The 16,089-nt window shown below is 72.4% G+C and carries 14 protein-coding genes; 4 read left to right on the top strand and 10 right to left on the bottom strand.

The features are described 5' to 3' along the window. Positions 1–13 precede the first annotated feature (13 nt). From QUV83_RS02445 to QUV83_RS02400, 10 genes are all read right to left on the bottom strand, one after another. Positions 14–850 (bottom strand): ABC transporter ATP-binding protein, encoded by an 837-nt coding sequence (locus QUV83_RS02445; protein ID WP_289562314.1) that lies wholly within the window; start codon positions 848–850, stop codon positions 14–16. A 424-nt stretch (positions 851–1,274) separates the two neighbouring features. Beyond that, the gene (locus QUV83_RS02440; RefSeq protein WP_289562312.1) at positions 1,275–2,303 is read right to left on the bottom strand and encodes an LLM class F420-dependent oxidoreductase; all 1,029 of its coding nucleotides are present in this window, start codon (positions 2,301–2,303) and stop codon (positions 1,275–1,277) included. Between the two features lie 80 nt (positions 2,304–2,383). Further along, positions 2,384–3,394: a DUF1648 domain-containing protein gene (locus tag QUV83_RS02435; protein WP_289562309.1), complete on the bottom strand. Its 1,011-nt coding sequence runs from the start codon at positions 3,392–3,394 to the stop codon at positions 2,384–2,386. Further along, positions 3,391–3,744: a GntR family transcriptional regulator gene (locus QUV83_RS02430; protein WP_066581867.1), complete on the bottom strand. Its 354-nt coding sequence runs from the start codon at positions 3,742–3,744 to the stop codon at positions 3,391–3,393. The genes QUV83_RS02435 and QUV83_RS02430 overlap by 4 nt, the downstream gene beginning before the upstream one ends. Before the next feature lie 47 nt (positions 3,745–3,791). Further along, complete coding sequence (epsC, locus tag QUV83_RS02425; RefSeq protein WP_289562758.1) at positions 3,792–4,370, bottom strand: serine O-acetyltransferase EpsC; 579 nt, start codon at positions 4,368–4,370, stop codon at positions 3,792–3,794. A gap of 13 nt (positions 4,371–4,383) precedes the next feature. Further along, on the bottom strand, positions 4,384–5,319 hold the full coding sequence (gene cysK, locus QUV83_RS02420) for a cysteine synthase A (protein WP_289562306.1): 936 nt from the start codon (positions 5,317–5,319) through the stop codon (positions 4,384–4,386). 354 nt (positions 5,320–5,673) lie between these two features. Beyond that, positions 5,674–6,306 (bottom strand): SGNH/GDSL hydrolase family protein, encoded by a 633-nt coding sequence (locus tag QUV83_RS02415; RefSeq protein ID WP_289562304.1) that lies wholly within the window; start codon positions 6,304–6,306, stop codon positions 5,674–5,676. Positions 6,307–6,395: 89 nt separating this feature from the next. After that, positions 6,396–7,616, bottom strand: coding sequence for a formaldehyde dehydrogenase, glutathione-independent (gene fdhA / locus QUV83_RS02410; protein WP_289562302.1), 1,221 nt, complete (start codon positions 7,614–7,616; stop codon positions 6,396–6,398). A 103-nt stretch (positions 7,617–7,719) separates the two neighbouring features. Then, positions 7,720–8,964, bottom strand: a complete 1,245-nt coding sequence (locus QUV83_RS02405; RefSeq protein ID WP_289562300.1) for an amidohydrolase — start codon at positions 8,962–8,964, stop codon at positions 7,720–7,722. A gap of 81 nt (positions 8,965–9,045) precedes the next feature. Next, a complete protein-coding gene (locus tag QUV83_RS02400; RefSeq protein ID WP_289562298.1) occupies positions 9,046–9,732 on the bottom strand; it encodes a TetR/AcrR family transcriptional regulator in 687 nt (228 codons plus the stop codon). Positions 9,733–9,962: 230 nt separating this feature from the next. Here QUV83_RS02400 and QUV83_RS02395 point away from each other — a divergent pair, with 230 nt between their 5' ends. The 4 genes from QUV83_RS02395 to QUV83_RS02380 all read left to right on the top strand — a co-directional run bounded on the left by QUV83_RS02395 (position 9,963) and on the right by QUV83_RS02380 (position 16,086). Beyond that, positions 9,963–12,476, top strand: coding sequence for a beta-glucosidase (locus QUV83_RS02395; protein ID WP_289562296.1), 2,514 nt, complete (start codon positions 9,963–9,965; stop codon positions 12,474–12,476). 124 nt (positions 12,477–12,600) lie between these two features. After that, positions 12,601–14,277 (top strand): ABC transporter substrate-binding protein, encoded by a 1,677-nt coding sequence (locus QUV83_RS02390; RefSeq protein WP_289562294.1) that lies wholly within the window; start codon positions 12,601–12,603, stop codon positions 14,275–14,277. A 121-nt stretch (positions 14,278–14,398) separates the two neighbouring features. Next, positions 14,399–15,274: an ABC transporter ATP-binding protein gene (locus QUV83_RS02385; RefSeq protein ID WP_289562292.1), complete on the top strand. Its 876-nt coding sequence runs from the start codon at positions 14,399–14,401 to the stop codon at positions 15,272–15,274. Continuing rightward, positions 15,274–16,086, top strand: coding sequence for an ABC transporter ATP-binding protein (locus QUV83_RS02380; protein ID WP_289562290.1), 813 nt, complete (start codon positions 15,274–15,276; stop codon positions 16,084–16,086). The genes QUV83_RS02385 and QUV83_RS02380 overlap by 1 nt, the downstream gene beginning before the upstream one ends. The last annotated feature ends 3 nt before the right edge of the window (positions 16,087–16,089 follow it).

The raw sequence follows: 16,089 nt of genomic DNA, 5'->3' as shown, positions 1-16,089 counted from the left end.
GGGTGGGGGCAGGTCAGATGGAGTGGTGCTGATCAGGGTCCGGCTGGGGCCGGTGGTGGGTGTCGACGCCGAGTCCCTCGAGCAGGCTCGCGCGCAGCGCGGCGAGGGCCGCGTCGGCGCGGTCGCGGGGGCGTGCGCCCGGCACGTCGATGACGGACTGGATCGAGCTGTCCGCGGCGTGCTCGGCGGCGAGGGTGGTCAGCAGGATCACGCGGTCGGCGAGGTAGAGCGCCTCCTCCACGTCATGCGTCACGAGCAGCACGGTGGTGGGCTCGGCGGCGTGCACGTCGAGCAGCAGGTCCTGCATCTTCAGGCGCGTGAGGGCGTCGAGGGCGCCGAAGGGCTCGTCGAGCAGCAGCACGCCGGGGTTGCGGGCCAGGGCCCGTGCCAGTGACGCGCGCTGCGCCATGCCGCCGGACACCTGGCGCGGTCGCAGCCCGGCCGACGCGGTCAGGCCGACCAGCTCGAGCAGCTCGGCCACGCGCTGGCGGCCCTCTGGCTTCGGCGTCCCGCGGGGGAGCCCGAGCGCGACGTTCTGGCTGAGGGTCTGCCAGGGGAGCAGCCGGGGCTCCTGGAACGCGACGGCGGTGCGCCGGTCGATGCCGGTGACCGGGCCGCCGTCGATGAGGATCTGGCCGGCGTCGGGCGTGTCCAGGCCGGACACCTGGCGCAGCAGCGTCGACTTGCCGCAGCCCGAGGGCCCGAGGATCGCGACGATCTCCCCGGCGCGCAGCCGCAGGTCGACGCCGGAGAGGACGGTGCGGGGACCGGTGGGCGTGGTGAAGGTGCGGCGCACCCCGCTCAGGGCGACGTCGAGCGCCGAGCGCGTGCTGGTGGTCGTGATGGCCATGGCCGTCCTGGGGGGGTCAGGCGGGCACTGTCGGCTCAGGCGGGTTCACCGGGGCCGGGTGCCGCGCACACTGCGGGCGAGGTCGTGCACCGGCCCATGCGAGCCCGGCGGGGGACCGGGGTCGTGGTGCGCGTCGAGGCGTCAGACGCGGGGGCGGTGCGGCTGCGGACAACAACAGCAGCGGCGGGGCCGACAGCGGCTCTGGCGGTGGCGGGAGACGGGCATCGGGTGCGACATCGGCCGGCCTGCCTCTCCGCTCGTGAGGTGCGTCCATACTCTGAGACGCGGTGTTCACCTGGTGGGAACGGGATGAGAGTAGCGGTCAGAGGGTGGTGAGGCAACGAGTCGTCTCGACAGTCGGGCGCCCGGGCATGGCTCCGCCGCGGGCCCACTGCACAGCAGGCGCCCGCGGCGGCCGAGGGACTCAGGCGAGCAGGTCGGCGATCGCCGGCAGCATCCTCGGGTCCGTCTGCACGAGCATCGTCGTGATCGCGGTGTCCTTCCATGCGGGAAGCTGCGCGCGGATCGCCTCCGGCGGCCCCACCAGCGCGATGTCCTGCACGAGCTCGAGCGGCACCGCCGCCGCGGCCTCCGCCCGCCGGCCCTCCAGGTAGTGCGCCTGGATCTCGTCGCAGGCCTCGCCGTACCCGAGGCGGTCCAGCACGTCGCGGTGGAAGTTGGCGCCCTTCGCCCCCATGCCGCCCGCGTACAGCGCGATGAACGGCCGCACGGTGTCGGCCGCCTTCTCCACGTCGTCGCCGAGCACCACGGGGACGGTGGCCGTCACCTCGAAGTCCTCGACGGCGCTGGCCCCGGCGGGCCGCTTGGCGAAGCCGTCCGCGAGCAGCTCGCGGTACGTGGCGTCCATCCGCGGGGAGTAGAACATCGGCAGCCAGCCGTCACAGATCTCCGCGGCGAGGGCGATGTTCTTGGGGCCCTCCGCGGCAAGCAGGATCGGCAGGTCGGCGCGCAGCGGGTGCACCGTGGAGCGCAGCGCCTTGCCCAGCCCGGCGCCGCCCACATAGGGGAGCTGGTAGAAGTCGCCGTCATGCGTGACGGGCGCCTCGCGGGCCAGGACGTCGCGCACGATGGCGATGTACTCGCGCGTGCGGGCCAGCGGGCGCGGGTACGGCTGGCCGTACCAGCCCTCCACCACCTGCGGGCCGGACGCTCCGAGGCCGAGGGCGAACCGCCCGCCGGAGAGGTGGTCGAGCGTAAGGGCGGCCATCGCGGCGGCGGTCGGGGTGCGGGCGGAGAGCTGCGCGATCGCCGTGCCCAGACGGATCTGCGACGTGCGCGAACCCCACCAGGCAAGCGGCGTGAACGCGTCCGAGCCGTAGGCCTCAGCCGTCCACACCGAGTCCAGCCCGAGCCGGTCGGCGGCGATCACCGCCTCCTGCGCGCCGGGCGGGGGGCCCGCGGACCAGTAGCCGGTGTGATAGCCGAGTCGCATCGCCAAGCCTCATCTCGTCGTCGAGAGACCCCATCCTGCACGGTGGGCGGCCGTCTGTCCGCTGAGACGGCCGGCCGATGTCAGCGGGTGCGCGCGGTGAGGGTGTTCAGCAGGGCGGCGCCGGTGGCGGCGTCGTCCACGGTGACCACGTAGACCCGCCCGCCGGTGCGCGTCACCTGCAGCGCCGCGCCCTGGCGCACCACGATGCCGACCCGGCCGCTCGCGCCGACCCTGTAGCCCCAACCGCCGAACTCCCGCAGCGGTGACACCGACACCTCCTCGGCGTGCAGCACCTCGTCCGCCGGGACGGTCAGCCGGGGGAAGCCCAGCAGTGAGCGCACCCGCAGCCCGCGGCTGTCCACCGTCACGGTGAACTGCACATGCGCCAGCAGGACGACCAGCACCACGGCGAGCGGCGCCAACGCCACGGGACTGTCCGCGACCCGCGCGGTGATGACCGCCACGACCACCAGCGTCCCCGCGACGGCGATCATCGAGCGGCCGGTGACCCGCTGGACCCACGTCGCGCGCTCCTGGGGCGCCAGTGGCACCCGTGTCGCCGTCGGGGGCACCGGGTCGGTGGTGGGCTGCGGCCGGTCGCCGGGGGTGAGCAGCGCCGCGAGGGCCCCGCCGATGCCGCCGATGACGAGGCAGAGCAGGACGACCCCGCTGATGTCGCCAGCCTCCGCGGCGTCAGTGAGCCCGCGCTGCGCGTCGAGGGTTCCCAGCACCGTGGTGGCGAGGAGCAGCGAGCCGCCGACGGCGGCGCCGACGCCTGTCCGGCGTGCCGTGCTCGCGCGCCCGACCACGGCGGCAATGCCCCACCCGAGGACGGCGAGCAGCGCGCCGATCCCGACGCTGGTCCACACGAACGCGCGCAGCGAGCTGAACCCGTCGGGGCCGTCGGCGCCGAAGTGGGAGGCGACCGGATCGGGCAGGTCCGGAGCCCAGGACAACGCGACCACGGCGGTGGCGGCCAACACGAGTGCGGGGACCAGCAGGGTCAGCACCGACGTGAGCGTCCGGTGCGGCACGCGCGGGCGCGCCGAGGCGCCGTCGGTGGCGGGCGCGAGGGTGGGGGAGGACGTCATCGCAAGGCCTCTCGGAGCAGTGCTGTGGTGGTCTCGGGGGAGAGGCTGAGCTCGCGGGAGATCCTCACGACGGTCTCGATGGCCTCGTGCAGGGGGCGGTAGTCCTGCGCCGGGTGGGCGCTGACGACGGCGCCGCGGCCGCGCCGCAGCTCGATCGCGCCCTCGTCGCGCAGGTCCTGGTAGGCGCGGAGCACCGTGTGCAGGTTGATGTCGAGCGAGGCGGCGAGGTCGCGTGCGGAGGGCAGGCGCATGCCGGGGGTGAGCTCGCCGCGCACGATGCCAGCCCGGACCTGGTCGCCGATCTGGGCGAAGAGAGGTTCCGGGGACGACGGGTCGACGCGGAAGAGCATGAGTGCACTCTAGTTGTTAGCGCACAACTAGAACAAGTGGGCGACCCTCAGATGTAGATCGCGGGATCGTCGACCTCATGCGCGGAGGGCGAGGCCACCGGCCGCGTGCGCACCTGCGCCGGGACGCCGACGGCGACCGCGCCCGGGGGCACGTCGTCGAGCACCACCGCGTTCGCGCCGATCTGCGCGCCGTCGCCGATCCACACCGGCCCCAAGATCTTGGCCCCCGCGCCGACCACCACGCCGTCGCCGAGGGTCGGATGCCGTTTGCCCTTGCGCATGGCCTTGCCGCCCAGCGTCGCGCCGTGGAACAGCACCACGTCGTCGCCCACCACGGAGGTCTCGCCGATGACCACGCCCATGCCGTGGTCGATGAACAGCCGGTGGCCGATCTGCGCCCCGGGGTGGATCTCGATGCCGGTGGCGGCCCGCGTCGCCTGCGACAGCAGACGCGCGGGCAGCCGCAGGCCAGGCTCGCGCCACATCCGGTGGAACACCCGGTATGCCCATACGGCATGGACGCCGGGGTAGCCGAGTGCGACCTCGAGGTTCGAGCGCGCCGCCGGGTCACGGCGGCGCGCTGCCTCGAGGTCGTCGCGCAGCACGCGCACGAACCGGCTCAGCATGGAGAAGGGCACGTCAGTCCAGCAGGTCCGCGTAGAGGATCGACGTCAGGTAGCGCTCGCCGAAGGACGGGATGATCACGACGATGAGCTTGCCCGCGTTCTCCGGGCGGCCCGCGAGCTGGATCGCGGCGTCGAGCGCGGCGCCGGACGAGATGCCGACGAGCAGCCCCTCCTCCTTCGCGGCGCGGCGCGCGACCTCGACGGCAGTCTCGGCGTTCACGTCGATGATCTCGTCGTAGACCTTCTGGTCCAGCACCTCGGGGATGAAGTTCGCCCCGATGCCCTGGATCTTGTGCGGGCCGGGGGCGCCGCCGTTGAGGATGGCCGACTCGGCCGGCTCCACGCCGACGATCTGCACGCTCGGCTTGCGCTCCTTGAGCACCTGGCCGACACCCGTGATGGTGCCGCCCGTGCCGATGCCGGCGACGACGATGTCGACCTCGCCGTCCGTGTCCGCCCAGATCTCCTCGGCCGTGGTGCGGCGGTGGATCTCCGGGTTGGCCTCGTTCGCGAACTGGCGCGCGAGCACCGAGCCCGGACGCTCCTTCGCGATCTCCTCGGCCTTGTTGACGGCGCCCTTCATGCCCTCCGAGCCGGGCGTCAGCACCAGCTCGGCGCCGAACGCGCGCAGCAGGGCGCGCCGCTCCTTCGACATCGTCTCGGGCATGGTCAGCACCACGTCGTAGCCGCGCGCCGCGCCGACCATCGCCAGCGCGATGCCCGTGTTGCCGCTCGTGGCCTCCACGATGGTGCCGCCCGGGGGCAGCTCGCCCGACGCCTCGGCGGCGTCGACGATCGCGACGCCCAGGCGGTCCTTCACGGAGTTGGCCGGGTTGTAGAACTCGAGCTTCGCGACGACCGTCGCGCCGAGCCCCTCGGTCAGCCGGTTGATGCGCACGAGCGGGGTGTTGCCGATGAGCTTCGTCGCGTCGTCGTAGATGCGGGCCATGTCGTCCTCGTCTGAACGGGACCGCCGGGGGCGGCCAGGGGAGCGCCGGACGCGATCGCGCGCGGCGATGGTGCGAGGTGGGGCGAGCGCTGGCGCGGGGACAGATGCCCGGCGTCGGGCCTCCACCGTCAGAGGTGGAGCGGCCAGCGCTCTATCGACAGCAGTGCGTGCGACAGCACCGCGTGTGTGAACACTGCGTCGCGTCGCCGACGGCCGAACAGGAGGAGGCGGCGTGCGTGCGCGTGCGCATCGTGCTCACCCTCTTCCAGGTTGGCGGTCGCAGATGCCTATGACGCTATCCCGTCGCGCTGACGTGCGCAAAGGTCGTCCACCCAGAGCGGAACGGCGCCGTGGTCAGCGCACGCCCACCGCGTCGAGCCACGCCTGCGCGAGCAGCCCGTGCCCGGCCGCCGTCGGGTGCACGCCGTCGAAGCACCACTGCTCGGGGGAGGTGCGCACCGCGGCCGCGGCGAACAGCCCGTCCGCCGGCACGAGCGTCGCCCGGTGCTCGGCCGCCAGGCGTCGCACCACAGCGATGCGCGGGTCCAGGTCGGAGCGCCAGGCGTGCTGCTCGGGCTTGACCGGCGCGAGGAACGGCTCGATGAGCACGATCCGCGCGCCCAGGGCGTCCCGCGTCGCGTCGAGGATCGACCGGAGCGCGTCCTCGTACTCGTCGGTCGACGTGGGCGCCCCTCCGCCCTCGAAGCGCCGCCAGGTGTCGTTGACGCCGATGAGGATCGACACGACGGTGGGCTGCAGGTCGAGCGCGTCGCGCTGCCACCTGTCGCGCAGCATCGTGGAGGTGTCGCCGCCGACGCCCCGGTTGAGGAACGTCAACCCGAGGTCCGGGCGTCGGGCCCCGGCGAGCGACGCCACGACCATCGCGTACCCCGTGCCCAGGCTCGTCGGGTCGGAGCGGTCACGGCCCCAGTCGGTGATCGAGTCGCCCGTCAGCAGCACGCGGTCCTGGGGTAGGAGGAGGCTCATGCCGGTACTCCAGCAGCGCCCACGCGGAGAATCAAGTGGTGGTGCGCGGAGGGGCGGTCGGCATCAACCACCCCTCCGCACCGCGTCGCTCAGGCCGCGGCGAGGTACCCGTTCGGGTTGAGCACGTATTTGCGTGCAGCCCCGGCGTCGAACTCCGCGTACCCCGTCGGCGCCTCGTCGAGCGAGATCGGGACGGCGTTGACGTTGTCCGCGATGTGCACGCGGTCGCCGAGGATCGCCATCATCAGGCCCCGGTTGTACTTCATGACGGGGCACTGGCCGGTGGTGAAGGACAGCGACTTGGCCCACCCGGTGCCGAGGCTCAGTGACAGCGAGCCCTTCTGCGCGGCCTCGTCAATGCCGCCCGGGTCGCCGGTGACGTAGAGCCCGGGGATGCCGAGCGCGCCGCCGGCGGCGGTGATGTCCATCAGCGAGTTGAGGACTGTCGCCGGGGCCTCGTGGCCGGAGTCGGACCCGTGCCCCTTCGCCTCGAAGCCGACGGCGTCGACGGCGCAGTCGACCTCGGGGACGCCGAGGATCTGCTCGATCTGGTCGGCGGGGTCCCCTTGGGTGAGGTCGACCGTCTCGCAGCCGAAGCTGCGGGCCTGGGCGAGCCGGTCGGCGTTCATGTCGCCGACGATCACCACCGACGCCCCCAGCAGCAAGGCGCTCGTCGCCGCGGCGAGCCCGACGGGCCCGGCGCCTGCGACGTAGACGGTGGACCCGACTCCGACGCCTGCCGTCACCGCCCCGTGGAAGCCGGTGGGGAAGATGTCCGACAGCATCGCCAGGTCGAGGATCTTCTCCATCGCCTGGTCCTTGTCCGGGAACCTCAGCAGGTTCCAGTCGGCGTAGGGCACCAGCACGTACTCGGCCTGCCCGCCGACCCAGCCGCCCATGTCCACGTACCCGTACGCGCTGCCCGGGCGGTCCGGGTTCACATTCAGGCAGACGCCGGTCTTGCGCTCCTTGCAGTTGCGACATCGCCCGCACGAGATGTTGAACGGCACCGACACCAGGTCGCCGACCTTGATGAACTCGACGTCCGAGCCCACCTCGACCACCTCGCCGGTGATCTCATGGCCCAGCACCAAGTCCGGCGGCGCCGTGGTGCGCCCGCGCACCATGTGCTGGTCGGATCCGCAGATGTTGGTCGCGACAGTCTTGAGGATCGCGCCGTGCTCGACCTTCCTCCCGATGTTGGCCGGGTTCACCCCTGGCCCGTCGTGCAGCTCGAAATCGGGGTAGTCGGTGTCGATGACCTCGACGACACCCGGCCCCTTGTAGGCAACGGCTCTGTTGCTCGGCACGGTGCTCCTCCTCGCTCGGCGAGTCGCCCCCCACGGGCGGCTCCGTGTCCGATTCAGACTAGATCTCAGAATGCGGACGGGCTCGCCGGGGGAGCGGCGGCGCTCACGCGGGCGGCAGCCAGGTCCGTGCGGCGATGACGAGCGCGCTCACGCCGATCGTCAGCGTCGGCTCGATGACGGGCGCGTAGTGCGGGGAGTGGTTGGAGGGCACGGTCCGCAGCGCCGGGTCGGTCATGTCCCCGGTGGTGAACAGCGAGGGGTCGGTGCCGCCCAGCAGCCAGTAGGACAGGGGCGCGCCGGCGGCGGTCGCGAAGATGCCGACGTCCTCGCTGCCGGCCCCGGCGCCGGGGTCCATGACCTTGTCCGCTCCGAGCCACGCCGCGAACGCGTCGAGGGTCTTCTGCAGCGCCACGGGGTCGTTCACCACCACGGGGAACCGCTCGATCTCGGTGATCGTCGGCTCCTGCGGCGCACCCGCCGTCGCGGCCTCGCCCCGCACGATGCGGTCGACGCCGTCGAGGATGTGCTGCCGGACATCGGTGTCGTAGCTCCGGATGTTCAGTTGCAGCTCGGCGTCGCCCGGGATGACGTTCGCCGCGTCGCCGGCGTGCACCGAGCCGACGGTGAGCACCGCTGTGGCCGTGCTCGGGATCTCCCGGGAGATGACCGTCTGCAGGCGCAGCACGGTCGCGGCGGCCATGACGATGGGGTCGATGGACGCCTGCGGCATCGAGCCGTGCGCCCCCTTGCCGACCAGGCGCACCCGCAGCGAGTCCGAGCCCGCGTACGCCGGGCCGGGGTGCGCGGCGATCTTGCCTGCGGGGAACGGCGCCACATGCTGGCCGAGCACCACGTCGGGCTTCGGGAACCGCGTGTACAGCCCGTCGTCGACCATGGCCTGGGCTCCGGCGCCCAGCTCCTCGGCGGGCTGGAACACGAGTAGCAGCGTGCCGGACCAGCTCGCGGTGTCGTGGGCCAGCACCTCGGCGGCGCCCAGCAGGCACGTGGTGTGCAGGTCGTGGCCGCACGCGTGGTCGACGGGAACGGTCTTGCCGTCCTGGTCGGTCGTCGTGACGGTGCTCGCGTAGTCGAGCCCGGTGTCCTCCTTGACCGGCAGGGCGTCCATGTCGGCCCGTAGCAGCGCGACCGGGCCCGGGCCGTTCCTCAGCAGTCCGACCACGCCCGTCTGGCCGACCCCGGTGGTGACGTCGAAGCCCAGGCTGCCGAGCCGGTCCGCGACGATCCCCGCGGTCCGGTGCACCTGGAATCCGAGCTCGGGATGCCGGTGCAGGTCTCGGTACAAGTCCGCGAGCGCCGGATCGATCGTGATGTCGTCGTGGGCAAGCATGGACGCCCCCCTGTCGCTGGTCCTGCCAGGCTAGGCAGGAGGTCATCGCGGGGCGAGTCGTGGGCGGGGCAGCCTGCGCTGTCAGCTGGTGGTCGCGGGAGTGGCGTGCCCGGGCTTGGCCGGCCACGTCTCGGGGTCGCCGAGCGCGGAGGGTTGGGGGGAGAGGACTGCGGCGACGATCGCCTCGATGGCGAACGCGCTGGCCTCGCCGAGCTGGACCTGCGTCGGGTCGAGCAGCCACTGGACCTGGAGGCCGTCCATGACCGCGAGGATCGCCGCCGAGGCGTGGGCGACGGTCTCGGGAACGTCCATCCCGCGCTCGCGGCAGAGCAGCTCGAAGGCCTCCGCCGTCTCGCCGCGCAGCGTCTGGTACCGGCCTTCGAAGTAGGTGCGCGCGGGGTGGTCGTCCGTGACGGACTCCGCGGACAGCACCGCGTACGCCTGCACGATCCCGATGCGCTGGGCGTTGAGGAACGCGGTGCGCACGAGGTGCCGGAACAGGTCCACCCCGCCGGGGATGTGCTGGTCGTCGAACTCGGCGACGTCGGTGCGGTCGCGGTGGCTGAGCACTTCGAGGAGGAGCTGATCCTTGGAGCCGAAGTGGTGCAGGATCCCGGCGTGGGTCATGTTGACCTGCTCCGCGATCTCGGTGAGCGGCCCGTTGTTGAAGCCCTTGCTGCCGAAGGTCGTCATCGCGGCGTCAAGGATCTCCTGACGTCGCCGCAGGGTCTCGGGCCGTGCCCGTGGCGGCCGCTTCGTGGTGCTCATCGGCGTGGGTCACATCCTGTCGTGCGCCGTCGCGTGGTCGGGGTCTGCGCCTTGATGCGAGGCAGCCCCTCTTGGGCGGCGAGTGTACGCGCGGGACACGCGTTTCCACACTGATCTGCTGGCACCCAGATCTCAATATGCCCTCTGACCTGCGAGAATGCGGGGGTTGGCAACTTACTGACTGGGCTGTAAGGTAACGCCCACGCACTCTCGACGACGAGGAGCCCGTGGTGACGACGCAGTCCCTCCAGGCAGGCCAGAGCTCTCCAGAGCTCGCGGCGCTGCGCGTGACGGCCCACGGCCTCCCGCTCGAGCAGAAGGTCCGCCTCCTCACCGGGGAGTCGGCCTGGCGGCTCCACGGCGACCCCGGCCTCGGCCTGCGGCCCGTCGCGGTCTCGGACGGGCCCGTCGGCGTCCGGGGACTGGGCGAGGTCGAAGGCGAGACCTCCGCGCTGTTCCCCGCCCCCTCCGCGATCAGCGCCACATGGGACCGCGACGTCGCCTACGAGACCGGCCAGGCGTTCGCCCGCGAGGCGCGCGACCACGGCGTGGACGTCGTGCTCGCCCCGCAGGTCAACATCCAGCGCACCCCCGTCGGCGGCAGGCACTTCGAGTGCTACTCCGAGGACCCGCTGCTCACCGCCGAGATCGGCGCCCAGGTCGTGCGCGGGCTGCAGGACCAGGGCGTGGCCGCATGCGTCAAGCACTACGTGGCCAACGACTCCGAGACAGACCGCACCACGTACATCTCCCACCTCGACCCGCAGACCCTGCGCGAGGTCTACCTCGCGCCGTTCGAGCGCGCGGTCGCGGCGGGGGCATGGTCGGTGATGGCCGCCTACAACCAGGTGGACGACACCGTCGAGGCGCGCCCGATGACCGACCACCGCCACCTCCTGACCGAGCTGCTCAAGGGCGAGCTCGGCTTCGACGGCGTCGTCGTGTCCGACTGGGTGGCCACCCGCACCACCGTTGCCCCGGCGCTCGGCGGCCTCGACCTGGTGATGCCCGGGCCGGGCGGCCCCTGGGAGGGCGCCCTCCTCGACGCGGTCCGCGACGGCCGGGTGCCGGAGGCGGTCATCGACGACAAGGTCGCCCGCCTCCTGCTCCTGGCCCGCCGCGTCGGCGCGCTCGACCAGGCGGCCAGGCCGGTGACCGCCACCGGCGACCTCGCCGCCCTGATCCGTCGCACCGCGGCGCAGTCCACAGTCGTCCTGCGGGCCGACGCCGAGAACCCGGTGTGGGACCGCCCTGAGCCCGCGTCCATCGCCCTCGTCGGGCCCAACGCGGTACGCCCCCATGTGCTCGGCGGAGGCAGCTCGACGGTGCGCCCCCGCCATGTCGTGACCCCCGCCGAGGGGCTCGCCGCCCGGTACCCCGGAGCCCAGGTCACTGTCGCCCGCGGCGGCGACCCGCGCGTCCTCGCTCCGCGCCTCGACGTCGAGGCCCGCGGCCTGGCTGGCGTCGCTGTGGAGGTCACCTACCTGGCAGCCGACGGCTCACCACTGCGCGCCTTCGCGCTCGCGGCCTGGGACGGCTGGCTGCGCGACCTGCCCGACGAGGTCGGTTCCGTCGCGTTGCGGTTCGACGTGCTGCTGGATGAGCCGGGGGAGCACCGGATCGAGGTGGGGACCGTTGGCGCCCACACCGCGACCGTCGACGGGCTGCTCGTCTCGCAGTCCGCCGACGAGGTCGGCGTCGAGGTGATCCTCGACTCGACCATCAACAACCCCGAGGGCGTCCCCGCCGAGGTGCACGTGGTCGAGCCCCGCCGGGTGGAGATCGCCACCACGCACCGGGTGATCCGCGCGCAGGGCTACGGCAACCTGGTCCGCGCCGAGCTGCGGCACCGCGCGCCCGGCCCCACCGCCGACGAGGAGATCGCCGCAGCCGTCGAGGCCGCCCGGGCCGCCGATCTGACGATCGTCGTCGTGGGCACCAACGAGGAGGTCGAGTCCGAGGGCTGGGACCGCACGGGCCTGCGGCTGCCCGGCCGCCAGGACGAGCTCGTCGAGCGGGTGCTCGACGTCGCCCCCGCCGCGGTCGTGGTCGTCAACGCGGGGGCGCCTGTCGTCCTGCCCTGGCTCGACCGGGCCCGGACCGTCCTGTGGGCATGGTTCCCCGGCCAAGAGGCGGGGCACTCTCTCGCGGACGTGATCTCGGGCGCCGTCGAGCCGGCGGGCCGGCTGCCGTGGACCCTGCCCGCGGACGAGGCCGACGTGCCCGTCCCGCATGCGCGGCCAGTCGACGGCGTCATCGAGTACACCGACGGCGTGCACGTCGGTTATCGCGGCTGGGAACGCGCCGGCCGCACCCCGGCCGCGCCCTTCGGGCACGGCCTCGGCTGGACGACCTGGTCCTACGACAGCATCGGCGAGGTCGCCACGACCGCGGAGGGGGACCTGGTCCTCACCGTGGTGATCACCAACACCGGGGCCCGTCCCGGGCGGGAGACCGTGCAGGTCTACGTCGAGGGCCCCACCCTGCCGACGGGCGCGCCCGTCGGCGGTCATGACCGTCCGGTGCGCTGGCTCGGCGGCTTCGCCTGCGTCGATGTCGCCGCAGGCGACGTTGCCCACGTCACCGTGACCGTCCTGCGCCGCCAGCTGGAGGTGTGGGACACCGCCACTGAGAGCTGGGTCCTGCCGCCGGGCGAGTACCGGCTCCGGGCAGGGCGTTCTGTCCGTGACCTTCGCCTGGACACCGCGGTCCAGGCGCGGGCCGACGAGACCGCAGAGGAGTAGCCGAAGACCGCGGTTCGCGGAACGTCGACGTCGACGTCCGCATTCGCGTTGCGTGCTCCTGTCGTCAGGCAGGGCGCCGCGACGGCAGCACCCCCGTCAACCACCACCCTGTAAGGAGACCCTGATGAGGTTGAAGACCTCGGCCGTCGCGCTCGGACTCGCGACCGCGCTGCTCGTCACCGCGTGCTCGGGCGGCGCCACGGAGGGCGCTGGCCCCTCCGGGAGCGGCGCCTCGGGCGGGGGAGCCGCCCTCACGATCGCCAAGCCCGACGGCGCCATCGCCACCGAGACGAACAACCCGTGGGTCGGGGACTCGTCCGGCCTCAAGCTCGGCTACATCAACGCGATCCTCGAGCCGCTCGGCTTCGTCAACACCGTCGACCCCACCGACCCGATCCGCCCGTGGCTCGCGTCGGAGATCACCTGGTCCGACGACTACACGTCCGTCAAGGTCGTGGCCCGCGAGGGCGTCAAGTGGAACGACGGCGAGGACTTCACCGCCGAGGACATCGCCTTCACGTTCAACTTGCTCAAGGACGTCGCCGCCCTCGACACCGCCGCGCTCGGCATGACCGGGGTGACGCTCGACGGCGACGCCGTCACGATCTCGTTCGCGAGCTCGATGTACGTCAAGCAGGACAAGGTCCTGCACAAGCACATCGTCCCGCAGCACGTCTGGGAGGCCGTCGACGACCCGGCGACGTTCGCGAACCCGGAGCCGGTCGGCACCGGGCCGTACGTGCTGAGCAGCTTCAACTCGCAGAGCGTCGAGCTCACCGCGCGCGACGACTACTGGGGCGGCGAGCTCGCCGTGCCGACGCTGTACTACGTCTCGTACAACGACAACACCGCGCTCACGACGGCCCTCGCGAACGGCGACGCGGACTGGGCCCAGGCGTTCATCCCGAACGTCAAGTCGGCCTACCTCGACAAGGATCCCGAGCACAACGTGTACTGGGCCCCGGCCGGGCTGGGGATCGACACGATGTTCGTGAACACCCAGGCCAAGCCGTTCGACGACGTGGCCTTCCGCCAGGCCATGAACCTGGTGATCGACCGGGACAAGCACCGCGAGATCGCCCGCGAGGGCGGTGTGCCGGCTCTCACCTCGGTCACCGGCCTGCCCACCCCGGTGGGCGACGCCTACATCTCGGACGCGTTCGCGAAGAAGTCCTTCAAGGTCGACGTCGCCGCCGCCAAGGCGGTCCTCACCTCCGCCGGGTACACCTGGGCGGGGGACAAGCTCGTGGACCCCGACGGCGAGGCCGTCGCCTTCGAGCTGAGCGTGCCGCAGGGCTGGAACGACTACGTGACGGGCATCAGCCTGATCGCGGACTCCGCCAAGTCGCTGGGCGTGGACGCGACGGTCAACACGCCTGACTCCGACACCTGGTGGGCGGCCAAGGGCTCCGGCGACTTCCAGGCGATCCTGCACTGGACCGACACGGGGGCCACCCCGTACGACCTGTACAGCGACATCATGGACGGCCGCTGGCTCGAGCCGCTGGGCGAGACCGCCGACTTCAACTTCGGCCGGTTCGACAACGCCGACGCCACCGCCGCCCTCGCCGAGTACGCGAGCGCGACCGAGGACGCGGCCCGTGCCGCCGCGCTCGCGGCAGTGCAGAAGATCTTCGTCGACGAGGTCCCGGCGATGCCGATCGGGACGCGGCCGTTCATCGGGCAGTACAACACCCGCGGCTACACGGGCTGGCCGAGCGACGACGACCCGTACGCCAACCCGGACCCGACGCAGCCGATCTCGGTGCTCATCCTGACCAGGCTCACCGCGGCGGGTTGATCCTCGGCCCGCTGGGAGCGGCACACCCACGCAGGCGGCGGGCGGGAGCGGTCCCCCGACTCGCGCCCGCCGCCCGCGTGCGCCGCCGCGCCACGTCACCTCGACAGAACTGGGAGCACGAGTGAGCACCGACAACCTCCTGACGGTCTCGGACTTCAGCGTCGTCTACGACGTCGACCCGCCGGTCGAGGCCGTCCGCGACGTCACGTTCACGTTGCGCCGCGGCGAGATCCTCGGGCTCGCCGGCGAGTCCGGCTGCGGCAAGACCACCCTCGCGTACGGGCTCCAGCGCCTGCTGAGGCCCCCCGCCGTGATCACTGCCGGCTCGGCGGTCTTCCACGACGAGGGCGGAGCCGACATCGACCTCAACGCCCTGACCGAGCGCGAGATGCGCCAGTTCCGGTGGGACAAGGCGTCGATGGTGTTCCAGGGCGCGATGAACGCGCTCAACCCGGTCATGGCCGTCGGCAGGCAGATCGACGACATCCTCTCGACGCACCGCCCGGGGATGGGCCGCGGGGAGCGCCGGGCGCAGGCCGCCGAGCTGCTCGACCTGGTCGGCGTGGGCCGCGACCGGCTGCGCTCCTACCCGCATGAGCTCTCGGGCGGGATGCGCCAGCGCGTGATGATCGCGATGGCGCTCGCGCTCACACCCCAGCTGATGATCATGGACGAGCCCACCACGGCACTCGACGTCCTGGTGCAGCGCGAGATCCTGCGTCAGATCTCGGACCTGCGCGAGCAGTTCGGGTTCTCGGTCATCTTCATCACGCACGACCTGCCACTGCTCCTGGAGATCTCCGACCGGATCGCGGTGATGCGCGAGGGCCGGATCGTCGAGCTGGACACGGCCGAGAACATCTACCACCACGCGCGCCACGAGTACACGCGCCGCCTGCTCGGCTCGTTCCCGAGCCTCACGGGCGAGCGGGGCGGCTTCGTGCGGGGCGCGCACGACGACGACGGCGCAGTCGCCGTGGCAGGAGGCACGATCTGATGGCCACCCTCGAGCTCGCGCATGTCGGCAAGCGGTACAGGGTCCGGGGCGCTGGCGACCTGCTCGCTCTCGACGACGTCAGCTTCACCCTGACGTCGGGGCAGACGATCGCGCTCGTCGGGCAGAGCGGCAGCGGCAAGTCGACGATCGCCAAGATCCTCACGCAGCTCGAGCGCGCGAGCTCCGGGCAGATCCTGCTCGACGGCGCCCCGGTCCCGCGCCGCGGCCGCGCGCTGCGCCGCTACCGCCAGCAGGTCCGCATGGTGTTCCAGGACCCGTTCGCGTCACTGAACCCGTACCACACCATCCGCCACCACATCGAGCGGCCGCTGCGGCTCGACCACGTGGCGCCCCAGGACGAGGTCGAGCAGGAGGTGCGCCGCCTGCTCGAACGCGTCCACCTCGTCCCCGACGCCACGATCGACCGGCGCCCGCATGAGCTCTCGGGCGGGCAGCGCCAGCGCGTCGCGATCGCTCGGGCCCTCGCGTCGCGGCCCTCGTTGCTGATCGCCGACGAGCCGGTCTCGATGCTCGACGTGTCCATCCGGCTCGGCGTGCTGAACCTGCTCGCCGAGCTGCAGCGCGAGGCCGACCTGGGCGTCCTGTACATCACCCACGACCTGGCGACGGCGCGCCACTTCAGCGACGAGATCATCGTGCTGCACCACGGGAAGGTCGTCGAGCACGGCCCCTCCGACGAGGTGATCCTGCGGCCCCGCCACGAGTACACCCGGGCGCTGCGCGACGCCTCGCCCGACCCGGACAAGCACTTCGCCGGGTCTGCGACGACGACGCCGTCTGCGAGGAGCTGACCG

It is taken from the genome of Cellulomonas cellasea, from assembly GCF_030372105.1.
Classification (GTDB): Bacteria; Actinomycetota; Actinomycetes; order Actinomycetales; family Cellulomonadaceae; genus Cellulomonas_A; species Cellulomonas_A cellasea_A.
The sequence above is the reverse complement of the archived record's forward strand: the minus strand, read 5'-3'. Positions and strand labels throughout refer to the sequence as shown.